The organism is Rhodanobacter sp. B05, from assembly GCF_002001085.1.
Classification (GTDB): domain Bacteria; phylum Pseudomonadota; class Gammaproteobacteria; order Xanthomonadales; family Rhodanobacteraceae; genus Rhodanobacter.
Window position 1 is genome coordinate 25,875 of record NZ_MUNU01000008.1, and the last position, 22,200, is coordinate 48,074.

At 64.5% G+C, this 22,200-nt stretch carries 18 protein-coding genes; 9 read left to right on the forward strand and 9 right to left on the reverse strand.

The window, feature by feature from the left end; genetic code table 11:
- The first annotated feature begins 25 nt into the window (after positions 1–25).
- A complete protein-coding gene (locus B0E47_RS02615; protein ID WP_077512238.1) occupies positions 26–2,083 on the forward strand; it encodes a M3 family metallopeptidase in 2,058 nt (685 codons plus the stop codon).
- 79 nt (positions 2,084–2,162) lie between these two features.
- Here the strand turns inward: B0E47_RS02615 and B0E47_RS02620 are convergent, their stop codons facing one another.
- Entirely contained in the window at positions 2,163–2,372 is a 210-nt protein-coding gene (locus B0E47_RS02620; RefSeq protein ID WP_008438719.1) for a cold-shock protein, read from the reverse strand.
- A 224-nt stretch (positions 2,373–2,596) separates the two neighbouring features.
- Here B0E47_RS02620 and xth point away from each other — a divergent pair, with 224 nt between their 5' ends.
- The 3 genes from xth (at position 2,597) to B0E47_RS02635 (ending at position 5,098) form a co-directional block, all read left to right on the forward strand.
- A complete protein-coding gene (gene xth / locus B0E47_RS02625) occupies positions 2,597–3,376 on the forward strand; it encodes an exodeoxyribonuclease III (RefSeq protein ID WP_077512240.1) in 780 nt (259 codons plus the stop codon).
- Positions 3,377–4,054, forward strand: coding sequence for a YecA family protein (locus B0E47_RS02630; RefSeq protein ID WP_077512242.1), 678 nt, complete (start codon positions 3,377–3,379; stop codon positions 4,052–4,054).
- 210 nt (positions 4,055–4,264) lie between these two features.
- Positions 4,265–5,098 (forward strand): pirin family protein, encoded by an 834-nt coding sequence (locus B0E47_RS02635; protein WP_077512244.1) that lies wholly within the window; start codon positions 4,265–4,267, stop codon positions 5,096–5,098.
- Positions 5,099–5,395: 297 nt separating this feature from the next.
- On the opposite strand, the gene B0E47_RS02640 is transcribed toward B0E47_RS02635, so the two are convergent.
- The 7 genes from B0E47_RS02640 to B0E47_RS02670 all read right to left on the reverse strand — a co-directional run bounded on the left by B0E47_RS02640 (position 5,396) and on the right by B0E47_RS02670 (position 15,748).
- Positions 5,396–6,217 carry a carbohydrate ABC transporter permease gene (locus tag B0E47_RS02640; RefSeq protein WP_077512246.1) on the reverse strand — a complete coding sequence of 274 codons (822 nt, stop codon included), beginning with the start codon at positions 6,215–6,217 and terminating at the stop codon, positions 5,396–5,398.
- On the reverse strand, positions 6,214–7,092 hold the full coding sequence (locus B0E47_RS02645; protein ID WP_077512248.1) for a sugar ABC transporter permease: 879 nt from the start codon (positions 7,090–7,092) through the stop codon (positions 6,214–6,216). Before B0E47_RS02645 ends, B0E47_RS02640 begins: the two co-directional genes overlap by 4 nt.
- Positions 7,089–8,342 (reverse strand): sugar ABC transporter substrate-binding protein, encoded by a 1,254-nt coding sequence (locus B0E47_RS02650; protein WP_254422779.1) that lies wholly within the window; start codon positions 8,340–8,342, stop codon positions 7,089–7,091. Before B0E47_RS02650 ends, B0E47_RS02645 begins: the two co-directional genes overlap by 4 nt.
- Positions 8,343–8,392: 50 nt before the next feature.
- A complete protein-coding gene (locus tag B0E47_RS02655) occupies positions 8,393–9,859 on the reverse strand; it encodes a glucoamylase family protein (RefSeq protein ID WP_077512250.1) in 1,467 nt (488 codons plus the stop codon).
- A gap of 38 nt (positions 9,860–9,897) precedes the next feature.
- Complete coding sequence (locus tag B0E47_RS02660) at positions 9,898–11,415, reverse strand: tryptophan halogenase family protein (protein WP_077512252.1); 1,518 nt, start codon at positions 11,413–11,415, stop codon at positions 9,898–9,900.
- Between the two features lie 216 nt (positions 11,416–11,631).
- Entirely contained in the window at positions 11,632–14,685 is a 3,054-nt protein-coding gene (locus B0E47_RS02665) for a TonB-dependent receptor (protein WP_077512254.1), read from the reverse strand.
- Positions 14,686–14,740: 55 nt separating this feature from the next.
- Entirely contained in the window at positions 14,741–15,748 is a 1,008-nt protein-coding gene (locus B0E47_RS02670) for a LacI family DNA-binding transcriptional regulator (RefSeq protein ID WP_077512256.1), read from the reverse strand.
- Between the two features lie 659 nt (positions 15,749–16,407).
- Here B0E47_RS02670 and B0E47_RS02675 point away from each other — a divergent pair.
- The 3 genes from B0E47_RS02675 to B0E47_RS02685 all read left to right on the forward strand — a co-directional run bounded on the left by B0E47_RS02675 (position 16,408) and on the right by B0E47_RS02685 (position 18,299).
- Positions 16,408–16,866: an SPFH domain-containing protein gene (locus tag B0E47_RS02675; RefSeq protein ID WP_077512258.1), complete on the forward strand. Its 459-nt coding sequence runs from the start codon at positions 16,408–16,410 to the stop codon at positions 16,864–16,866.
- Between the two features lie 142 nt (positions 16,867–17,008).
- Entirely contained in the window at positions 17,009–17,638 is a 630-nt protein-coding gene (gene rsmG, locus B0E47_RS02680) for a 16S rRNA (guanine(527)-N(7))-methyltransferase RsmG (RefSeq protein ID WP_077512260.1), read from the forward strand.
- A 178-nt stretch (positions 17,639–17,816) separates the two neighbouring features.
- Complete coding sequence (locus B0E47_RS02685; RefSeq protein WP_077512262.1) at positions 17,817–18,299, forward strand: transposase; 483 nt, start codon at positions 17,817–17,819, stop codon at positions 18,297–18,299.
- 103 nt (positions 18,300–18,402) lie between these two features.
- Here the strand turns inward: B0E47_RS02685 and B0E47_RS02690 are convergent, their stop codons facing one another.
- The gene (locus B0E47_RS02690) at positions 18,403–19,758 is read right to left on the reverse strand and encodes a GH1 family beta-glucosidase (RefSeq protein ID WP_077512264.1); all 1,356 of its coding nucleotides are present in this window, start codon (positions 19,756–19,758) and stop codon (positions 18,403–18,405) included.
- A gap of 156 nt (positions 19,759–19,914) precedes the next feature.
- Here B0E47_RS02690 and ugpC point away from each other — a divergent pair, with 156 nt between their 5' ends.
- Both ugpC and B0E47_RS02700 read left to right on the forward strand, forming a co-directional pair.
- Positions 19,915–21,006, forward strand: a complete 1,092-nt coding sequence (ugpC, locus tag B0E47_RS02695; RefSeq protein WP_077512421.1) for a sn-glycerol-3-phosphate ABC transporter ATP-binding protein UgpC — start codon at positions 19,915–19,917, stop codon at positions 21,004–21,006.
- Positions 21,007–21,252: 246 nt separating this feature from the next.
- Positions 21,253–22,113, forward strand: coding sequence for a ParA family protein (locus B0E47_RS02700; RefSeq protein WP_077512267.1), 861 nt, complete (start codon positions 21,253–21,255; stop codon positions 22,111–22,113).
- Positions 22,114–22,200: the final 87 nt, after the last annotated feature.

Genomic DNA, 22,200 nt, shown 5'->3' on the forward strand with positions numbered 1-22,200 from the left:
ACGCTGACGGACCCAAGGAGATCGCATGAACCACGACAACCCGCTGCCGGACAATCCCTTGCTGAGCGAGGATATCTTGCCGGCGTTCTCGAAGATCCGTCCCGAGCACGTCGCGCCGGCGATCGAGAGCCTGCTGGCCGATTACCGCGATGCGATCGACGCGCTGGTCGCGCCGGGTGCACCGCGCGATTTCGCCAGTGTGATGTTGACCCAGGAGCGCCTGGAACAGCGTCTGGCGCGTGCCTGGGCGCCGGTCTCGCACCTGCATTCGGTCGCCGACAGCGAGGCCTTGCGCCAGGCCTACGGGCCGGCCGAGGAGAAGCTCACCGAACACGCGATCGAGCTTGGCCAGAACCGCGCGCTGTACGCGGCGGTGCAGGCTCTCGTCGATGCGTCGGATTTCGCCGCGCTGCCACGTCCCGAACGCGCCCTGGTCGAACATGCGCTGCGCGACTTCAGGCTTTCCGGCGTGGCGCTGGACGAACCGGCGCGTTCGCGTTACCGCGAGATCGGTGTGGCGCTTTCCCGGCTGTCCACCGAATTCTCCAACGCCGTGCTCGATGCCAGCGAAGCGTGGCAGGAACACATTACCGACGAGCGCGATCTCGCCGGCGTTCCCGAATCCGGCCGCGCGGTGCTGCGCCAGTATGCGAAGGAACAGGATCTGGATGGCTATCTGGTCACGTTGAAGCAGCCCAGCGTGCAGGCCGTGCTGAACTACGCCGACAACCGCGGGCTGCGCGAGCGGGTGTACTGGGCCTACCAGACGCGCGCCTCCGACCAGGGCCCGGATGCGGGCAAGTTCGACAACAGCGAGCGCATCGAGCAGATCATGGCGCTGCGCCACGAGGCGGCGCAGCTGCTTGGCTTCGCCAATGCCGCGGAGGAGTCGCTGGCGACCAAGATGGCGGCCTCGCCGACCGAGGTGATGGAGTTCCTGCACGACCTGGCCGCATGCGCGAAGCCGGTGGCGCAGCGGGAGCTGGCCACGTTGCGCGAGTTCGCCCATGGCGAACTGCGGCTCGATACGCTGGAGCCATGGGATGTGGGCTACGCGTCCGAGAAGCTGCGCCAGCGTCAGTACGCACTGGACGAGGAGCAGCTGAAGCCGTACTTCCCGCTGCCGGCCGTGATCGACGGCCTGTTCGGACTGACCACCCGGCTGTACGGCATCACCCTCGCCCAGCGCGACGGCGTGGATGCATGGCATCCGGACGTGCGCTACTACGACGTGCGCGATGCCGATGGGCGCGTGTTCGCCGGCGCCTATGTCGATCTGTATGCACGCAGCGGCAAGCGCGGCGGGGCGTGGATGGACGTGTGTCGCGCCCGCTTTGATGACGGCGAGCACCTGCAGTTGCCAGTGGCCTTCCTCACCTGCAACTTCGCGCCGCCCACCGAAGGCAAGCCTGCCTTGCTGACCCACGACGACGTGCTGACCCTGTTCCACGAGTTCGGCCATGGCCTGCACCACTTGCTCACCGCGATCGCCCTGCCGTCAATCGGCGGCATCGACGGCGTCGAATGGGACGCGGTGGAATTGCCCAGCCAGTTCATGGAGAACTTCGGCTGGAATCGCCAGGCGCTGGACCTGTTCGCCAGACACTACGAGACCGGCGAGCGTCTGCCCGACGAGCTGTTCGAAAGGATGCTGGCGGCCCGGCATTTCCACGCCGGCCTGTTCCTGGTGCGCCAGCTGGAGTTCGCCCTGTTCGATTTCCTGCTGCACCTGGAATACGACCCGGCGCAGGGCGCCCGCACGCTGGCCGTGCTGGAGCAGGTACGCAAGCAGGTCGCCGTGTTGCATCCGCCGGCGTGGCAGCGTTTTCCGCATGGCTTCAGCCACATCTTCGCGGGCGGCTACGCGGCCGGTTATTACAGCTACCTGTGGGCCGAGCTGCTCAGTGCCGATGCGTTCGGCGAATTCGAGGAGCATGGCGTCATCGACCGCGCAACCGGTGAGCGTTTCCGCCAGGAGTTCCTGGCCGTCGGCGCCAGCCGCCCGGCGCTGGAAAGTTTCATCGCCTTCCGTGGCCGTCGTCCCGAGCCGGAGGCCTTGCTGCGCAGCTACGGCCTGGCCTGATCCGGCCGCACCCTTCGGGAGACGAAAAAAAGCCCGCCGAAGCGGGCTTTTCCTTTTCAGGGGTTTGAGTCTTGCGACTTCAGGCCGCCTGGACTTCCTCGGCCTGCAGGCCCTTCTGGCCCTTGGTGACGATGAACGTGACGCGCTGACCTTCCTGCAGGGACTTGAAGCCCGTGCCCTGGATCGCGCGGAAATGCACGAACAGGTCATCACCGCTTTCCGGCGTGATGAAGCCAAAACCCTTGGCGTCGTTGAACCACTTGACTGTACCGCTCTGACGATCCGACATGTAACTTTACCTTTGAAGCATGGATGGTTTGCGGCTCGGAGCGAGATGCACTTGACCGCAAGATGGGCAAGCAATCCAGGTTGCCCGGGATGCTCGCCCGCGCAGCATACACCGGAACTGGCGGTTTCGGTGGCTTTCCGGGATAAATAGTTGATGGTGGCGCCATCGGGGCGGGTGGCCGCCCCCGGCGGCGGCCGGATCGGGGCATCCTTTACAATAACGGCATGAAGATCGCCTCGTGGAACGTCAATTCGCTGAAGGTGCGCCTGCCGCACCTGGTCCAGTGGCTGGCCGAGGCCCAGCCGGACGTGGTGGCGCTGCAGGAAACCAAGCTGGAAGACACGAAGTTTCCGGTCGACGAACTGGCCGCGGCGGGCTACCGGGCGGTGTATTCGGGCCAGAAGACCTACAACGGGGTGGCGATCCTGGCCCGCGAGCAGGTCCATGACGTGTTCAGCGACATCGTCACCGACATCCCGGGGCTGGACGATCCGCAGCGACGCATCCTGGCGGCGACCGTCGGCGGGTTGCGCGTGGTCGACCTGTACGTGGTCAACGGCAAGGCGGTCGGCGACGAGAAATACGCCTACAAGCTGGACTGGCTGGCCAAGGTGCGCGAGTTCCTGGCGCGCGAACAGGAACGCCACCCGAACCTGGTGGTGCTGGGCGATTTCAACATCTGCCCGGACGAGCGCGACGTCTACGATCCGGTCGCCTGGGGCGAGGACATCCTGTGCTCGCCGCCGGAGCGCGCCGCGCTCAAGGCGATCACCGACCTCGGCCTGCACGACAGTTTCCGCCTGTTCCAGCCCGAAGCCGGGCACTACAGCTGGTGGGACTACCGGCAGGCCGCGTTCCGCCGCAACATGGGCCTGCGCATCGACCTGATCCTGATCGGCGAGGCCTTGAAACCGGCCGCCACGGCGGCGGCCATCGATCGCGAACCGCGGCGCTGGGAGCGACCCTCCGACCACACCCCGGTGACGCTGGAACTAGGTATCTGAATGACCGCAAAAACCGAATGGCCCAGTTCGCTGGACGACAAGGAGCTGGACGAGCTGGATCGTTACCTGCGCGCACACACCGGCGACGGCGATCTGCTGCTGGATGGCGTACACGGCCTGCTCAGTGCGCTGGCGGTCGGCCCGTTGCTGGTGCTGCCCGACGAGTGGCTGCCCGAGGTATTGCACGAGCCGTTCGAGCACGAGGACGAAGGCAACCGCGTGCTCGAACTGCTGGCCAAGCTCAACGACTCGATCAGCGCCGAGCTCGACGTCGAAGCGTATGAGCCGATCCTCGGCGAGGTGATGACGGAGACCGGCCCGATGCTGTCGGCCGGGGGCTGGTGCGAAGGCTTCAGCCGCGGCATCGACCTGCGCGCCGCCCTGTGGGAAGGCCGGCTGTCGGAAGATCCGGAGCTGATGGAGCTGCTCGGCCCGGTGATGGCGCTGGCGGTGGACGAGGGCATCCTCAGCTCGGAGGCCGAGTTCGAGAAGCTCAGCGACGACGAGTACGACGAATGCCTGGCCCAGGTGCCGACGGTGCTGCATGCGGTGAACCAGTACTGGCAAGCCAAACCCGCAACCGAGGCGGAAGTGGAGGCGATGGTGCTGCAGCAGCGCCCGGGCCAGGACGACGAGACCACCCCGCCGCGCCAGCGCAGCGGCCACTGGGTGCATTGAAAGCAGGAGTGAGGGAAGAGGAGTGAGGAGTGAGAGAAGGGCGAACGTCGCCAGGCTCCTGTGCTCTCTCTCACTCCTCACCCCTCTCCACTCACTTCTCGCACTCTGCCGCTGTCGCCGCGGCGGAACGATCCGTTCCGGCCCGGGCACTTGGACAAGCCGGCGCACGGGGCCATCTTGGCGGGCAGTCATCCCTTATCGGAGCAAGCCATGAGCGATCGCCACATCACCCGCCGCATCCGCGGCACCGACACCTCCGACGGCGCCGGCGTGAAGCTGAAGCGCATCATCGGCCAGCCGGGGCTGGACATGCTCGACCCGTTTCTGCTGCTGGACGAGTTCCGCTCCGACCAGGCCGGCGACTACATCGCCGGTTTCCCGGAGCACCCGCATCGCGGCTTTGAAACCGTGACCTACATGCTCGCCGGCCACATGCAGCATGGCGACAACCACGGCAACCGCGGCGATCTGGTGCCCGGCAGCGTGCAGTGGATGACCGCCGGTCGCGGCATCGTGCATTCGGAAATGCCGCAACAGGAAGACGGCCTGATGTGGGGCTTCCAGCTGTGGGTGAACCTGCCGGCGAAGGACAAGATGACCGCGCCGCGCTACCAGGACATCGGTCCCGAGCGGATCCCCGTGGTGCATCCGGCCGACGGCGTCGAAGTGAAGGTGATTGCCGGCGAACTGGCCGGCGCCATCGGCCCGGTCGAAGGCATCGTCACCGCGCCGGTTTACCTGGACGTGAGCCTGCAGCCGGGTGCCGCACTGACCCTGGATCTACCGATGGGCCACTACGGTTTCGCGTACGTGTTCGAAGGCGAATCGGCCCTGGTCGGCGGTGAACGCCTGCATCGCAGCGAGCTGGGCGTGCTGTCCGATGGCGAGCACTTGCAGTTGACCGGCGACGACAAGGCCTCGCGCCTGCTGATCGTGGCCGGCCAGCCATTGCAGGAGCCGGTGGCGCGCTATGGCCCGTTCGTGATGAACACCCAGGCGCAGATCCACGAAGCAATCGCCGATTTCAGGGCCGGCCGGTTTTAATCAAGAAGCGCGCTTCTTGCGTTTGCTCCCTCTCCCTTCGGGAGAGGGTTGGGGAGAGGGTGCGCTCTGGTATCGAAGCCGATGCGGAGCGGCTTTGGAAGATTAGCTGCAGGCCCACCAGATCTCCCTTTGGGGCGACCATCGGAGGGGATTGTGGTTGAGGATGGCCGCTTACGTGCTGCTTTCAACAAAGCGTGCTTCGCATGAGCAGCGTTGGATCCGTGAACCCTCACCCCAACCCTCTCCCAAAGGGAGAGGGGGCAAATGCGAAGAGCGCGATTTCTCATTGAAGCAGCATCACCCCTTCACGCTGCCCAGCAACAGCCCTTGCAGGTAATGCCGCTGCAGCGCCAGGAACAGCAGCAGCACCGGCAGCACGGTGACCACCGAGCCGGCCATCATCAGCTCGGTGTCCTCGCTGTGTTCGCGCGCCAGCGAGGCCAGCGCCAGCGGCAAGGTGTAGTGCTCCTGGCCGGTCAGCACGATCAGCGGCCACATGAAATCGTTCCACGCGGCGAGGAAGGTGAACACGGTCAACGTCACCATCACCGGCTTCAGCAACGGCAGCACGATCTGCACGAAGATGCGCCACTCGCCGGCACCGTCGATGCGCGCCGCCTCCAGCAGTTCGTCCGGCACGCTGCGGGCGTATTCGCGCACCAGGTAGATGCCGAAGATGGTCGCCATGCCCGGCACGATCACGCCGGCATAGCTGTTGACCAGGCCCGCGTATTTCAGCAGCAGGAACAGCGGCAGCATCGCCACCTGGGCCGGCACCACCAGCGCGCCGATGAGTGCCTGGAACAACCGCTCGCGGCCGGCGAAGCGCAACTTGGCGAAGGCATAGCCGGCCATCAGGTTGCAGACCAGTGCGAACAACGCGATCGCGCTGGAAATGAACAGACTGTTGAGCACGTAGCGGCCCATGCCGGCGTGGGCGAACAGCTCGCGGTAATTGCCCAGCGTGGGGTGCGCCGGCAGCAGCGGTGGCGGCAGCGAACTGGCTGCGCCCGGTGCCATGAACGACACCGACAGCATCCACAGCAGCGGCAGTACGGCAACCGCGGCGCCGCCGAACAGGGCGCCGTTGACCAGCCAGCGTGCGAGGCGCGGACTCATGCCGGCTCCCCGCGTCGTGCCAGGCGCAGCAGCCCGATGGTGATCGCCAGGATGACGCCGAACAGCAGGAACGCGACCGCCGAGGCCACCCCCATGTTCCACCATTTGAAGCCGTCGTCGTACATCAGGTACAGCACGCTGACCGTGCTCTGCAGCGGGCCGCCTTCGGTCATCACGTAGGGTTCGGCGAACAGCTGGAAATAGCCGGCCACGGTAAGCACCATCACCAGCAACATGGTCGGTTTGAGCATCGGCAGGGTGATGTGCCAGAACTGCCGCGGTGCCGAGGCGCCGTCGATGCGCGCCGCCTCGTACAGCTCCGGCGGGATCGCCTGCAGCCCGGCCAGCAGGATGATCATGTTGTAGCCGAAGTTCTTCCACACCGCGAACGCGATGATCGTCGGCATCGCCCAGTGCGGATCGCCGAGCCAGTCGACCGGATGCAGGCCAAGCTCGGCCAGGCCGTAGTTCACCAGCCCGTACTTGGTATTGAACAGGTAGCGCCAGATCACCGCCACCGCCACCACCGTGGTCACCACCGGAGCGAACAGCGCGGTGCGATAAAATGGCTTGAGTCGTGCGAGCGGTGAGTTCAGCAGCAACGCCGCGCCCAGCGACGCGCCGATCGACAGCGGCACGCCGATCGCCACGAAGTAGAAAGTGTTGCCCAGCGCCGACCAGAACAGCGGTCGCTGCAGCAAGCCCCAGTAATTGTGCAGACCGACGAAGCGCAGGTTGCGGATATCCGCCAGCGCGTAAAGGTCGTAGTCGGTCAGGCTGAGTCCCAGTGCGCCGATCACCGGCAGCACGAAGAACACGCCCAGCACCAGCAGCGCCGGCGCAAGGAACAGCCATGCCGTGCGCGAGCGATTCATCGCCGTGCACCGTGCGCGTGGTCGAGCATCCAGCGGCGCTTCTCCAGGATCGCGTCGGCGCGCCGGTCCATTTCGGCCGCCGCCTGGTCCACCGTCAGCTCGCCATGCGCGGCCTGCGCCGCGACCAGCTGCATCTCGGTGACGATGCGCTCCCATTCCGGCACCGCCGGGGTCGGCTTGACCCGTTCCAGCTGGTCGCGGAACGCCTGCACCGCGGGATCGTTGCGCAAGGCGTCGCCCTGCCACGCCGAGCGGCGCGGCGGCATGTCGCCCAGCAGGCGGTAGAACTGCTGCTGCACCTGGGGTCTGGACAGGTACTGGATCAGCAGCCAGGCCTGCGCCTTCTGCCGCGAGTGACGGAAGATCACCAGGCTGGAGCCGCTGGCGATGCCCGCGCCGGGGCCGTGCGGACCGGGCAGCGGCGCGGTCGCCCATTCGGCCTGCTGCGATGGCGCCAGGCGATGGCGGAATTCGCCGATGTTCCACGGCCCGGAGAAATAGAACGCGTACACGTCGCGACCAAACTCGGTCCACGGGTTGGGTACCTCGGTATTCGCCAGCAGCGGCGCCTCGTGCCGTTTGAAGATGTCGACGTAGAACCCCAGCGCCTGCTTGAAGCCGGCGCTCTCGAAATTGCCGTAGCGGCCGCCATCGCGCAGCAGCGGCTCGTCCTGCTGCAGCGCCAGCGACAGCAGCTGCTCGAACTCGTTGGTCGGCAGCAGGATCGCGTAATGATCTGGTGCGGCGTGCGCCTGCAACGCCGCCATTTGCCGGGACCATTCGGCCCAGTCGCGCGGCGGCGCTTCGAAGCCGGCCGCCTTGAGCAGATCCTTGCGATAGAACAGCAGCCGCGTGTCGACGTACCACGGAATGCCATACAACGTTCCGTCGATGCGGTTGGTGGCCCAGATGCCGGCGAAGTAGTCGGCCGGCTGCACCACGCTGGAGTGATCCACGTACGGTTGCAGCGGCTCAAGCGCATGCAGCGCCCGCAATTCGGCGATCCAGGTGTTGCCCAGCTGGGCCACGTCCGGCGTGGTGTTGCCGGCGATCGCGGTCAACAGCTTCTGGTGCGCCGCCTTCCACGGCAGCTCCTGCACATCGACATGGATGTCCGGGTGCTCGCGCTCGAACGCCGGGATCAGCTGCGCCACCGCCTCGCCTTCGCGGCCCATCGCCCAGAACACCAGCGTATTCCGATCGTCCTGCCGACTGCGGCAGGCGGCCACGCTCGCCAGCGCGCCTACCAGCAGCAGCGCCGCGCCCAGGCGCGCCACCGCCGCCGGTCGGCAGCGCCATCTCACGGTGGCGTCACCGGTTGTTCCAGCCAGCCGCCGGTGAAGCCGGCCCGCTGCAACCCTTTGCGAATGTACGGATTGCGCCGCATCACCCTCCACACGAAATCGCTGCGCCAGTTCTCGATCATCAGCACGATCGGGCCCTGATCGATGCCCAACTCCTCGGTGTCGACCCAGCCCAGTCCTGGCACCAGCTTGCCGGTACGCAAGCGAGTGTGGACATGAAAGCTCGGATTGAAAGCATCGACGAATCCGTACTCGTTGTAGATGTACTTGCCATAGCGTTGCTTCATTTCGGTTAGCGCAGGTATCACGATTTCCGGCGCGAACGCGATCGAGCCGCCTGCTGCGGTCGGTGCCAGGGTGCCGTCGTCGCGGATGTAGTCGAGACCGGCACCACGGGCGGAATAGCCCTCAAATTCACGTTCGCCGTCGACGCTTTGTACCTTGAAGTCGCCGGGTCCGTTGCTGGCGGTCAGGCCCCAGACGTTCGCGCCGTAACCGGTCCATTTGCCCGGGTTGGCAATCGCATAATTGCGCTGGCTGAGGGTGGCGCGGCGGCTGTTCTCGAAATAGTCCAGGTTGTGCCGGCGGTTCCAGTCGTCGCGGATGCCGCGGAAGTCGATCCAGGTCTGGCTGTACTGGTGGCCGAACATCGGCGCAAAGGTGAGAAACGTCTGTCCGTAGAAACGGCCCCAGCTCAGATCGTTGGTCGATGTCCATGCCTTCCACGCATCGGCGCTCACCGGGTGCGTGGGCGAGCCGAGCGCGAGCACGTAGACCAGCATGCCTTCGTTGTAACCCTTCCAGTCGGCCGGGATGAACTTGCCGCCTGGGGTCCAGCCCATGCTGATCAGCGGCGCGCGGGGCTGCATCCAGGTCCAGTCAACATTGCGGTAGATGGTGTCGGCCAGCTGGCGGATCTCCTTTTCCTTCGGCGTGTCGCGGTCGTAATACGACTGTGCGAACAGCACGCCGCCAAGCAGCAAGGTGGTGTCGACGCTGGACAGCTCCACGTAGCGCATCGCGCGGTGGCCGGTCTTCATGTCGAGGAAGTGATAGAAGAAACCGTGGAAGCCGCTGGCGTCGTCTTCACTGTCGTTTTGTGGCGCATCCTTGAAGAAATGCAGCGTCGCCAGTGTCCTGTCCACCGCCTGCTCGCGCGTGATGTAGCCGCGTTCGACACCCACACCATAAGCCGTCAGGCCGAAACCCACCGCCGCAATGCTGGAAAACGATTCTCCGGGGTAGTGATCGGGTATCAGCCCGGTTTTCGGATCGGCGCTATCCCAGAACCAGCGGAAGGTGCGGTGTTCGAGATCCGCCACCAGCGCCCGTTGCTGCGGCGAGGCAACGAACCGGCTCGGCGCGTCCTTCGCCAGTGCCGACGTCTGGACGCCTGCGCCGACAACCAGCAGAGCGACGAAGAGGGTGGATTTAAACCGGTGAAAAAGATGATGCAGGGCCATTGCAGAACCTCTTGCGTGTCATGTTTGCCATGGGCGGCTCAGACGCCAGGCGCCTTGCAGTAGCGATCGATGAATGCCTGATGAGGCGGCATGGCGTCGACACACGAGGCAATCACCTGCTCGACGTGCGCGACAAACTCGTGCAGATCCTTCGGTGACATCTGGTCGACCGCGAAGTGATGGTTCTCGGGCATGATTCCCTGCCCCAGCATGGCCTGGACCCAACTCACCGGCCCGAAAAACTCCTCCCCGTTGCGGAAGAAGGCGCCGCTTTTCCTGAACAACGCAATCGTGTCCCGCAACGGTTCGGGGATATCCATGTTGCGGCAGTAATTCCAGTAGGGGCTGTCGTCGCGTTCGGTGGCGTAGTAATGCAGGATCAGGAAGTCGCGAACGCGTTCAAGCTCGAAACGTGACTGTGCGTTGTAGCGGTCGATCAGCACGTCACTGAAGTCCTGTTGCGGGAAAAGTGCGAGCAGGCGTGCGATGGCCGATTGCACCAGATAGATGCTGGTCGATTCGATCGGTTCGAGAAAACCGCTGGCCAGGCCAAGCGCCACCACATTCTTGTTCCAGAATTTCTTGCGCGTGCCGGAGGTGAAGCGCAGCAGTCGGGGATCGCCCAGCGGTTTGCCGTCGATATTCCTCAGCAAGGTGGCCGTTGCCTCGTCGTCGCTGATGTACTGGCTGGAATAGACGTGCCCGTTGCCGGTGCGGTTCTGCAGCATGATTCGCCATTGCCAGCCGGAGGGCTGCGCCGTGGCGCGTGTATACGGCGCCGGTGGGCCGACGCGCTCGCAGCCTACCGCGACGGCGCGATCGTTCTGCAGCCAGTGGGTCCAGTCTTCGTATCCGGTCTTGAGCGCCTGTTCGATCAGCAGGCCGCGAAAGCCCGAGCAGTCGATGAACAGCTCGCCACCGATCCTCTCGCCACTTTCCAGCACGACGGCATCGACGAAACCGTCAAGAGGACGAAGCACGGTTTCCTTGATCTTGCCTTCGGTTCGCCGCACGCCCTGCGCTTCGGCCAGACGGCGAAGGTATCGGCCGTACAGGCCGGCATCGAAATGATAGGCGTAGGGGATATTTGCCAGTGGCGTGTTGGCGGGTGCGTCGACCGCCGACACCATGAACTTGCCGAGCGGCGCGGCCAGCGTGTTCAGCGAATAGGCGCCGATATCCTTCGCGTGACCGGCCTTGAATGCCTTGAGCCAGTACTGGTGGAACGGCAGCGAGCCGAAATCCAGGCCGATGCGGGTCCCGAAGCCATGCACGTAGGAGTGTCCGATGCGGCTCCAGTCCACGAATCGCACGCCCAGCTTGAACGTGCCCATGGTCGATCGCACGAAGTCGGCTTCGTCGATGCCGAGCAACTGGTTGAACGTGGACAGATGCGGCACGGTAGCTTCGCCGACGCCGACGGTGCCGATTTCCTCGGACTCGATCAGACGGATCGAGCACTCGCGACCAAGGCTTTTGCTCAGCGCCGCGGCAGCCATCCAGCCCGCGGTACCGCCGCCGACGATGACGATGTTCTTGATGCGATGGTCGGTCATGATGGTCTGTACTTTGCGGTGAAAAATGAAAGTTGGAACGATTGTCCGAGTATCCCGCAATTGAAAGCTTGGCGGTCACCGCAACGGCTATCGGCTGCGCGGTCTGGCAAGCGGGATGCGGAGCCGCCGGCGTCGTGATTCGCCATAGAGCAAGGCCCGCCGGAGCGGGCCTTGCGAAACCACGATGTCGTCGCGGCGGTTCTTGTTGCCAACCGGTCAGAACTTGATGTCCGCCGTCAGCTTGTAGGTGCGCGGCGTGCCATAGATGTTGCCGATCGGGTTGTAGTACGGGTTGTACTTGGCGCCATTGTAGGAGTCGATGGTATCGCTGTAGTTCTTGAAGTTGAGAATGTTCAGCGCATCGAAACGGATCTGCAACGCCAGGCCATGACCCAGCTCGAAGTTCTTGGTGGCCTGCAGGTCGATGTCGCGATAGCCATAAATCGGGCCGCCGAACAGGAACTTGCCGCCCTTCGGCGTACCGACCACCGGCCATGCCGCCGACATCTCCCCCTGTGCGCCGACCGAGTTGGGCCACAGGAAGCAGCATCCGATAGCCGCAACCGGGGTCGGTGTGGCCAGGGTCAGCTTGCCGGCGATGGTGATGCCCCATGGCACATCGACCACGCCGGTCACGACCAGGCGGTGCTTGGCCACCGCACTGGAGGTTTCGAACGGATAATCCTTGATGCTGGGCAGATCGAATGCGTAGCCGTCCGAATACAACCGATTCTGGTTGGCGTGGGTGAAGGTGTACGCCACCGTTACGCCCCAGTGGCTTTCGCGGGTATAGGGCTTTTCTGCCGACACCAACAACTGGGTGTTGTGGGTGGTCTTGCCGTTGTCGAACAGGATCAGGCTGCCAATGCCCGGCACACCGGCACCACCCCACTGTGTATTGACGAAGTTCTCGTAGTTGTAGAACTTGCCGTTCGGGTAGCGGTTGCCCAGTTCGCCGATGATGCCGTTGTACTGGTTGATCCGCGCTACGGTGACACTGGTGTTCCAGTCGCCCAGCTTGTTGCGCATGCCAAGACTGAACTGGTCCGAGTAGGGCGCCTTGATGTTGTTGTTGAACATGTCCACTTCGCCGACACCACTGCCCAATCCTTGAAGATTGGCGGCGTTGAGGTATTTTGGATCCCACACGAAGCACTGCGTACCGTTTGCCTGGCCCGGGCCGCAACCATTGAGGGCTGTGGGGTTTTCGAAGTAGATCGATGGCTCGGATAACGCGTTCTTGCTGTTCTCCAGCGAGATCACGTCGAACAGGTTGCGATCGTAGGCGCGACCGGCGCCACCGAAGATCACGTGCGCTTCGTCGCCATTGAGATCGTAGGAAAAGCCAAGGCGCGGTTGAATCTCGTTCTTCGGCGCCTTGCGGTTGTGGCCCGTGCTGGTGTAGTTCGCAATGTTCACACCGCCCGCTGCCAGGCTTTGTGCATACGAATGGTTGATCGTCTCGTTGTTGAATGTGTACGTCGGTGCGTTGATGGCGTCGACGATGGATGGCAGGGTCTTGTAGTTGAGGAATTCCGGCGCTTCCTCGTAATCCCAGCGGACACCCAGATTCAGGGTCAGTTTGTCATTGACTGCCCAGTCGTCCTGGATGTAGGCGCCGAACTGCTTGTCTTTCGAGATAGCCGTCAGCGGCAGGCCCGAATTCACCTTGCCGAATACGACTTGATACGGTGTTGCTTCCACACCGCTCGGGCTCACGTTGTAGAAGTAGTTCGCGCCATCCGAGCTGTCGCGATCACTCAAGGTGATTTCCTTGTACTTCACGCCCAGCTTGATCACGTGGTCGCCGTGCCAGTTCAGGTCATTGAAGGTGAGGTCGTCCTGAATGCCGTTGCCTTTTTGCGAGGCTTCGAAGTACTGACGCGGGTCCTGGCCGTTGATCAGCAGGATGGTGGTACTCGGATTGCCCCACTGATATGTGGTGGCAGGGCTGTTGGTAATTGGCGAGGGCGTATCGAGCGTCTTCTCGTAGGTCCACAGCAGTTCATTGAACCAGGAATCCGTGCTGTGCTGCCAACGGCCATCAATGCGGGTGTCGTTGTTCTGGTAGTTGTAGTTGGCCGATGGTGCGGTCGTTACACCCGCACCGCTGACCTGAGTTTCCTTGCGGACCTTGGTGCTCAACTCGACGCGATCGCGGTCGGTGGGCTCCCAGTCGATCTTGCCGAAATACAGGTTTTCCTTGAACGGCAGGGAGCTTGGTCCCAGCTGCGACTGGACGGTGGCCGGCAGGAAGGAGTTGTACGGAACATTGTTATAGGAGCCAGTCGCTCCCGTCGTGGTGGTCGGTGTGCTGAAGGTCTTGCCTTCGTAGGTCAGGAAGAAGTGCAGCTTGTCCTTGATGATCGGGCCACCGATCGCGCCGCCGTATTCACGGCTGACCGAACGCGACTTGTCATGAGCAGCGCTTTCGGCCGGCGTTTCCATGCGGTACTTGTCGCTGGTGAACGTGTCGAACACTTCGCCGTGGAATTCGTTGGTGCCGGACTTGGTATCGGCGGTGATCGCCGCGCTGGAGATCTGGTCGTATTCCGCCTTGTAGTTGGAGGTGATCACCTTGTACTGGCCGATCGCCAGCTGCGGGAACGGGTTGCCGAGATCGCCATCGTGGTTCGGACCGGCCTGGCCGCTGATGCCGCCGCCATGGATGTAGTTTTTCTGGCCGACACCGTCGATGTAAACGTTTACATTACTGCTGGGCTGCGCCCCGCTCTGGATCGAGGTCTTGCCGCCCTTGTCGACAAAGACCATGCCCGGCACGGTGTCGGCGAATTCAAGGAAGTTGCGCGTGATCTGCGGCGTGGTGTTGATCTGATGCAGTGAAACGGTGCCACCGATTTCGGACGTCTTGACTTCCGTCAGGGTGGCGGCTGTCACCGTTACCCCGCTCAGCGTGGTCGCATTGGCTGCCGACGGAGCCGCGGTGGCCGCGGCAGCAAGATCCAGGGTGGCCGTCGATGCCACGGTGAGCGTGACCGTGTGTTCGGTACCCGGTCCGGCATCGACCTGGTAGGTACCCGGTGGCAGTCCGACCAGCGTGTATCGGCCGTTCGTGTCCGCCTTGGTGCGGCGAGTTGCACCGGTGGCAACGTTGCGTGCCGTGATGGTGCTGCTGGCGGCTGCTTTGCCGCGCAGGTTGGCGTTGGCGGTCTGCGCCCACGAAACTGTTGGCGCTATGGCGATAGTGGCCAGTGATGCGCCGATCAGACTTACGAGCAATTTCTTTTTGAAGTGCAATGGCATTTTCATGAGTACCCTCCCCGGCAAATTTGAACTGCGATCGGCGACTGCTATTGATGGACGCTCAGGTGACGCTGGCGCCGCACGACTCCCGTACGACGATTTCGCAGCCGAGCGTTTGCGCGGATGCGGTGGATGAGTCCGGGCCTTCCAGCAGCCCGGCAAGGTGCTCTAGCGCGACGCGCCCCAGATCGACGATCCGCACTCGCACCGTGCTAAGCGCTGGCGTGACATATCGCGCGATCGGGATGTCGTCGAAACCGGCCAGCGCGATGTCCTGCGGCACCCGCACGCCGGCTTCCTTGAGGGCGGTCAGGCAACCCACCGCCATCATGTCGTTGGCGGCGAACACGGCGCGCGGACGAACCTTCTGCGCCAGCAGCTCGCGACCGGCGCGATAGCCGGATTCCTCGCTGAAGTCGCCCGCCAGGATATTCAGCGGTGCCTTGGGCGCATGCTTCGCCATGGCCGCGCGATAGCCCTGCTCGCGCTGGCGCGCGTCGAAGTTGCCTTCCGGTCCGGCGATGAAAGCCACGCGGGCATGCCCGGCCTGAATCAGGTGCGCAACCATCGCCACGGCGCCGGCATGGTTGTCCACATTGAGCACGTGGTACATCGGGTTCTTCACGGCGCTGTTGAGCAGCACGACCGGCAGCTCCCTGGGCAGGTTGGCGCGCAGGAAAGCCGCGTCCACGCGGCCGGACAGGATCAACAGACCGTCGACGCGCCCCTGCATCGAGCGCACCGCCACTGCTGCTTCCTCGACGCCATCGTGGGAGCTGGAGACCAGCAGATGCAGGCCGCGCGCACGCGCCGCCAGATCGATGCCGCGGATCAGTTCTGAGAAGAACTCGCCATAAAGATCCGGCAGCAGTGCCCCGATGGTATGCGTACGGCGGGTGATCAACATGCGCGCCGCCGCGTGCGGGATGTATTGCAACCGATCAGCGGCGGCGCGGATGCGCTCGCTGGTGGCGGCGGTGACGCCGCTGCCACCGTTCAGCGCGCGCGACACCGAGGCCACTGACACCTTGGCCTCGCGCGCCACGTCTTTGATGGTTGCTGCCGCCATATTGAGCTCGCCCGGGGGTTCACGAACCCTTTGGTGGCGCCAACGTAAACGTTTTCATGGGAAGTTGTAAAGAGCTTGTTGCAATCGTCGGTGTTGCGGCGCGGAAGGGTTTTGTGCGGGGCTTGGGATGGCAAGGCGGAAATCGCGGCATGACTGGCTTGAGAGCCATCGGCGGACTGCTGAACGGGTTGTTGCGCCACAACAAGGGCCGGATGGAAACGAGACGGCGGCACCGAGTGCCCCGCGTGAGCCATCCCTTCAGGTCACAGATCCGGACCGCATCGGGCTGGCGGGTGAATCGGGCTGGTGTGATTCGCGCCGGCCCGCCGCATTCGACTCCCGGCTGCCAATGGCTGCGTTGGCAAGGTCGATGCTTGTCTACCGGACAGGAGTTTCAAAGGCGGCTTTTCCAGGAGGAAAACTGGCTATTCCCCGGTTGAACTGACCGGTTGCGGCCAACAACGACACCGGCGGTCACGCCTCACCTCGCATGAGGCCTTTGTTGAACTGCCAACCGCATCACTTGACTTGCTTCTCTCGATTGTTAAAGATTCGCTCGGTCGTTAAAACGTGGTTAATCTTCGCGTACTCAATCAGCTGTATGCTCAACCTCCCGTACAAGGCGAATAAACCTAGCACAAGTTGCTGATTTCACTATCATGATGACGTTCCTTACCCTCCTTGTTGCCTCGCTCGCTGTACTGATCGCCAGTGCAGTGAGGCGCGTGCCACAAGGTCAGGTCTACAGCCTGTATCGGCGCGGCAAGCCGGTGCGGCTGTTGCAGGCGGGCACACATCTGGTGTTGCCGCTGCTGGACCGCGTGACGCACAAGATCGACCTCGCTGGCCAGACCCTGCGTCTGGAGTACCCGCAGGCGGATGCGCACGATGTGCGTGGCACGGTGTACTGGCAGGTGCTGGAGCCGGAACGCGCCGATGCGGTGTTCGAGCAGGTCGATCAGCTGATCCGCCGTGGCGCGCAGGAGGCCCTGCGCAGCGAACCGGCGGTCGAACAGATCGATCGCCGTGATCTGGGTGTGCGGGTGAAGCAGTCGTTGAACCATGTGCTGCGCGAGCGCGGCATGATGGTGACGCGGGTCGAGCTCGACGCCGCCTGAACCATCGAATTGTGCCAGGCGTCCCAGAGCGCCTGCGCAGCAGGGGATTTGCAGCACTTCAAGCCCGCTTCGGCGGGCTTTCTTTTGGCGCATCCGGTCGGGATACTTGCCGCCCTGGATCACCCACGGGACTCACCGCCAGATGGCCGCGCGCGACGCCTTGCAGGCACAACTCGAACAGGGCATCGCCGCGCTGGGACTGAACCTGCCGGCCGCGGCCGTGCCGCGCCTGCTCGACTACCAGGCGCTGCTGGAACGCTGGAACGCAGCCTACAACCTCACGGCAGTGCGCGACCCGGCCGAGATGGTCACCCGACACCTGCTCGATTCCCTGACGATCCTTCCCTACGTGCAGGGCGCCAGTCTCGCCGACCTTGGCACGGGGCCGGGTCTGCCCGGCATCGTGCTGGCGATCGCCGCGCCCGGTCGGGAGATCCTGCTGGTGGATTCCAACGGCAAGAAGGTGCGCTTCCTGCGCGAGGCGATCCGCGCCTTGAAGCTGGAAGGCGTGCGCGCCGAACAGTCGCGGGTAGAGGACGTCGCGGGCCGCTTCGACTGCATCACGGCCCGTGCTTTCGCCAGCCTCGCCGACATGCTTGCCTGGGGCGGACACCTGCTGGCGCAGGACGGAATCTGGCTGGCGATGAAGGGCAAGCGACCGGACGACGAGTTGCCGGGTATCCCCACCGGCTTCGCGCTGCGCAGCACCCACGAACTGGCGGTGCCCGGACTGCCGGCCGAGCGTCACCTGCTGGTGCTTGGCCGTACCTGATGCCCTCGCTGCAGGAGCCTGCTTGCAGGCGATGCTCTTGCTCTGAACCCCACCACACCGGACCCAATTCAACGGCATCGCCTGCAAGCAGGCTCCTACGTTGCGGGGGGTGAGCGGCTTACGCGGATGAAGGCGGTGTTGCGATGATTGCGCGGGGGCACGCCGGCAAGATGGCTGCATGCCTTGCTTTCCAGACATCGGCCGCGTTGCCTTGCGGCGGGGACGCGTTTCGATCACCGGGCAGTGCTATCTGGTAACTGTCGCCACGCATCGCCGACGATGCCTGTTTCTGGACCCGCTGCAGGCGCGTATCGCAAGCCGGATCATCCACTCGGACGCAAGCTGGGGCGACGCCAGTCTGCTGGCCTGGGTGCTGATGCCTGACTACTGGCATGGCCTGGTGCAACTGGGCGACGAATCGCTCATGCGTGTGGTCAGCCGCTTCAAGGCCCATGTAACCCGCGCACTGCGTGCGGCGTGCGGCATCGAGGGTCCGGTCTGGGATCGCAGTTTTCACGACCACGCGTTGCGCGTCGATGAGGATGTGCGGCAAGCGGCGCGATACGTCGTGGCCAATCCGATCCGCGCCGGTCTGGCGACAAGTGCACGCGGCTACCCGTATTGGGACGCCATCTGGATCGGATCGGATCGCGACTCGTAGGAGCCTGCTTGCAGGCGATGCCTTTGATTGGATCTGCCGAGGATCGGAGGAAGAGCATCGCCCGCGAGCGGGCTCCTGCCGCTGCGAAATCCTCACGGCTCGTTCAATCGTCCAGCACGGCGCCGTTGCTCTCGATCACCTGGGTGTAGAACTTCGCGCTGGCCTTGGGCGTGCGCTGCTGGGTGGCGAAGTCGACATGGCACAGCCCGAAGCGCTTGGAGAAACCCAGCGACCACTCCAGATTGTCGAGCAGCGACCAGGCGTAGTACCCCTTGACGTTCACGCCGGCCTCGATCGCCCGGTGCAGCGCGCGCAGGTGCTTGCGCAGGTAGCTGCAGCGCAGCGGATCATCGATCGCATCATCTTCGGCCACCGGCGGGTCGTAGAACGCAGAACCATTCTCGGTGATGTACAGCGGGATGTCCCCGTAGCGTTGCCTGAACCAGGTCAGCGTGTCGGTCAAGCCCTGCTCGAACACTTCCCAGCCGGTTTCGGTGTGGGTCCTGCCGGCCTGGCGTACGGGCACGGCCTTCAGCGGATACGCGTCCGGGTCGTGCCGCACCACCGAGCGGGTGTAGTAGTTGATGCCGACGAAATCGACCGCCTGTTTGGTCAGCGCGAAGTCGTCCGCCGGAAACTCCGGCCATGCCTCGCCGAAGATCTCCTTCAACTCGGGCGGGTAGCTGCCGAGCAGGGCCGGGTCGGCGAATTGCTGGTTCATGTAGGCATGCGCGCGACGGGTGGCGGCCGCGTCCTCGGCGCGGTCCGAGTACGGATACTTCGGCTCGAAGTTGAACACCACACCGATCTCGTGCCGGCCATGTGCGCGGTAGGCCTGGATGCCGGCGCCGCTGGCGCGCATCAGGTTGTGCGCGGCGATCGGCGCCTCGAACTTGTTGCGGTGCCCGGGGGCCAGCGCGCCATGCAGGTAGCCGCCGTCGGTGACCACCCAGGGTTCGTTCAGCGTGGCCCAGCGCGGCACGCGGTCATCCAGCGCCTTGAACATCACGGCGGCGTACTCGGCGAACCAGTCTGCGCTGTCGCGGTTGAGCCAGCCGCCGCGATCGTCCAGCGCGGCCGGCAGGTCCCAGTGGAACAGCGTGGCATTCGGCACGATGCCGTTTTCCAGCAGCTCGTCGACCAGCCGCGAATAGAAATCCAGCCCCTTGCGATTGATCCGGCCGGTGCCCTCGGGCAGCACGCGCGCCCAGTTGATGCTGAAGCGGTAGCCGTGCAGGCCGAGCGACTTCATCAGCTGCACGTCGTCCTTGTAGCGCCGGTAGTGGTCGCAGGCGACATCGCCGGTGTCGCCGTTGACCATCATCCCCGGGGTATGCGCGAAGCGCTGCCATATGCTGGCGCCGGCGCCGTCCGCCAGCGGCGAGCCTTCGATCTGATAGGCCGAAGTGGCGGCGCCCCAATGGAAACCGTCCGGAAAGCGGAAACTGCGTGCGGTCATGGGGCTCCCTGCGACCCGATGTTTGATGTAAACGATTACATGGGCAGAATAGCCCAACGACCCACCGATGTGTGCAGACCAGTGCATGCTTCGGCGGAAGGGCCGCGAGCAGCCAGAGCCCACCTGGTTGCAAGGCCACCCGCAGTGGAGATGCCGATGGCCAAGATACGCCTGGATCAATTGCGCAAGGTCTATCCGGATGGCCATGTCGCCGTGGAGGGCGCCAGTTTCGAGGCCGCCGATGGCGAATTGCTGGTGCTGGTCGGGCCATCGGGCTGCGGCAAGAGCACCCTGTTGCGCATGATCGCCGGGCTGGAGCCGATCAGCGGCGGCACGCTGAGCATCGGCGGGCGCGTGGTCAACGACGTGGCGCCGAAGGATCGCGATATCGCGATGGTGTTCCAGAACTACGCGCTGTATCCGCACATGACAGTGGCCGAAAACCTCGGTTTCGGCCTGAAGTTGCGCGGGTACCGGCAGGCGGATATCGACGCGCGCGTCATGGCGGCGGCGAAGTCGCTCGAACTGGAGACGCGGCTGAACGCCAGGCCGGCCGCGCTGTCTGGCGGGCAGCGCCAGCGCGTGGCGCTGGGCCGGGCGCTGGTGCGCGACCCGCAGGTGTTCCTGCTGGACGAGCCGTTGTCCAACCTCGACGCCAAGCTGCGCCTGTCGATGCGGGTGGAGATCGCGCGGCTGCATCGCCAGCTCAAGGCCACCATGATCTACGTGACCCACGATCAGATCGAGGCGATGACCCTGGGCCAGCGCATCGTGGTGCTCGACGGCGGGGCGATCCAGCAAATCGACACGCCGATGAATCTGTACGCGAAGCCCGCCAATCTGTTCGTGGCCGGTTTCGTCGGCAGCCCTGCGATGAACCTGCTGCGCGGTACCCTGCGCCGACGCGATGGCTGGTGGCTGGGCACCGCGCACGGCGAACTGCCCCTGGGTGAAGCGCTGCCCGATCCGGCCTGGCCGGCCTGGTGCGATCGCGAGGTGGTGCTGGGCATCCGTCCGGAACACCTGCAGCCCGCGGAAACCGGCGCCGCCGCGCTCATCGCGCAACTGGAGGTGATCGAGCCGGTGGGCAACGAGATCTTCCTCAACCTGCGCTACGGCGAGCTGGCGCTGGTCTCGCGGGTCGCCCCGCGCACCCTGCCCGAACCCGGCAGCAGCGTGCCGCTGGGCCTGGTCAGCGGGCGACTGCACCTGTTCGACGGCGCCAGCGGCGCCCGGATCGGCACTTGAGGCGGGCTTCGCGCAGCTCGACTGGAGTGGGCGGCTGACGTTCTGGCTGAAGAGCGATTCCTGCCTGCGCAGGAATGACAGGGTGGCGGATGAGCGGTTTGCCGCCCCTTTGCAGTTTGTCATTCCTGCGCAGGCAGGAATCGCACCCCCGCCGCAACCGGCGGACAAGCGGGCCGGGCCAGGGCAGGCAAGGCCGGGCGGCAATGCTAATCTAGCCGTTCTTCGCGAACGGAAAGCCCTCCATCCATGGCCCGCATCATCGCTGTCGCCAACCAGAAAGGCGGCGTCGGCAAGACCACCACGGCAGTCAATCTCGCTGCGGCGCTGGCCGCGGCGAAGCGCAAGGTATTGCTGGTCGACCTGGATCCGCAGGGCAATGCCACCATGGCCTCGGGCATCGACAAGCGCGCGATCAAGGCCAGCGGCTGCGAAGTGTTGCTGGAAGAAGTGGAGATCGCCACGGCGATCGTGCCGACCGACGCGCATTACGACGTGCTACCGGGCAACGGCGACCTCACCGCCGCCGAGCTGAAGCTGATGGACGCGCTGGCGCGCGAACACCGGCTGAAGGACGTGCTGGCCAAGGTCGCCGCGAACTACCACACGATCCTGATCGACTGCCCGCCGTCGCTGAACCTGCTCACCCTCAATGCGCTGACCGCCGCTGATGGCGTGCTGATTCCGGTGCAGTGCGAATATTTCGCGCTGGAAGGGCTGTCCAGCCTGCTCGATACGGTCAAGGCGGTGCGCCACCGGCTCAACCCGAAACTGGAGATCGAGGGCCTGCTGCGCACCATGTACGACGTGCGCAACAACCTCGGCAACGAAGTCTCGGCCCAGCTCACCCAGCATTTCGGCGACAAGGTGCTGCGCTCGATCATCCCGCGCAACGTACGCCTGGCCGAGGCGCCGAGCCACGGCCAGCCGATCCATCTGTACGACCGCAGCTCGCGCGGCGCGATCGCCTACATCGGCCTGGCCGGCGAGATCATCCGGCGCGAACGCGGGTTGCCCGCCGCGGCGGAGCCGGATCACGACATCGAACCATCGGCGCATGGCGAAGCCGTCGCGCTGCTCAAGGCGCCTGCCGCCCATCATCAGGATTGAGAGCCTGTTCATGGTCTCCAAACACTCCGCGTTGCCATCAAGTGGCTGCCATGCAGCATGGCGGTCACTTGATGGCAACCCGTCGGG

Bases quoted from the DNA above. Each gene is read 5' to 3' on its own strand.
- B0E47_RS02670 (WP_077512256.1), bottom strand. From the start codon at position 15,748: ATGGCGGCAGCAACCATCAAAGACGTGGCGCGCGAGGCCAAGGTGTCA.
- B0E47_RS02655 (WP_077512250.1), bottom strand. From the start codon at position 9,859: ATGGCCCTGCATCATCTTTTTCACCGGTTTAAATCCACCCTCTTCGTC.
- B0E47_RS02620 (WP_008438719.1), bottom strand. From the start codon at position 2,372: ATGTCGGATCGTCAGAGCGGTACAGTCAAGTGGTTCAACGACGCCAAG.
- B0E47_RS02615 (WP_077512238.1), top strand. From the start codon at position 26: ATGAACCACGACAACCCGCTGCCGGACAATCCCTTGCTGAGCGAGGAT.
- B0E47_RS02675 (WP_077512258.1), top strand. From the start codon at position 16,408: ATGATGACGTTCCTTACCCTCCTTGTTGCCTCGCTCGCTGTACTGATC.
- B0E47_RS02630 (WP_077512242.1), top strand. From the start codon at position 3,377: ATGACCGCAAAAACCGAATGGCCCAGTTCGCTGGACGACAAGGAGCTG.
- B0E47_RS02640 (WP_077512246.1), bottom strand. From the start codon at position 6,217: ATGAGTCCGCGCCTCGCACGCTGGCTGGTCAACGGCGCCCTGTTCGGC.
- B0E47_RS02645 (WP_077512248.1), bottom strand. From the start codon at position 7,092: ATGAATCGCTCGCGCACGGCATGGCTGTTCCTTGCGCCGGCGCTGCTG.
- rsmG (WP_077512260.1), top strand. From the start codon at position 17,009: ATGGCCGCGCGCGACGCCTTGCAGGCACAACTCGAACAGGGCATCGCC.
- B0E47_RS02685 (WP_077512262.1), top strand. From the start codon at position 17,817: ATGCCTTGCTTTCCAGACATCGGCCGCGTTGCCTTGCGGCGGGGACGC.
- xth (WP_077512240.1), top strand. From the start codon at position 2,597: ATGAAGATCGCCTCGTGGAACGTCAATTCGCTGAAGGTGCGCCTGCCG.
- B0E47_RS02700 (WP_077512267.1), top strand. From the start codon at position 21,253: ATGGCCCGCATCATCGCTGTCGCCAACCAGAAAGGCGGCGTCGGCAAG.
- B0E47_RS02665 (WP_077512254.1), bottom strand. From the start codon at position 14,685: ATGAAAATGCCATTGCACTTCAAAAAGAAATTGCTCGTAAGTCTGATC.
- ugpC (WP_077512421.1), top strand. From the start codon at position 19,915: ATGGCCAAGATACGCCTGGATCAATTGCGCAAGGTCTATCCGGATGGC.
- B0E47_RS02690 (WP_077512264.1), bottom strand. From the start codon at position 19,758: ATGACCGCACGCAGTTTCCGCTTTCCGGACGGTTTCCATTGGGGCGCC.
- B0E47_RS02635 (WP_077512244.1), top strand. From the start codon at position 4,265: ATGAGCGATCGCCACATCACCCGCCGCATCCGCGGCACCGACACCTCC.
- B0E47_RS02660 (WP_077512252.1), bottom strand. From the start codon at position 11,415: ATGACCGACCATCGCATCAAGAACATCGTCATCGTCGGCGGCGGTACC.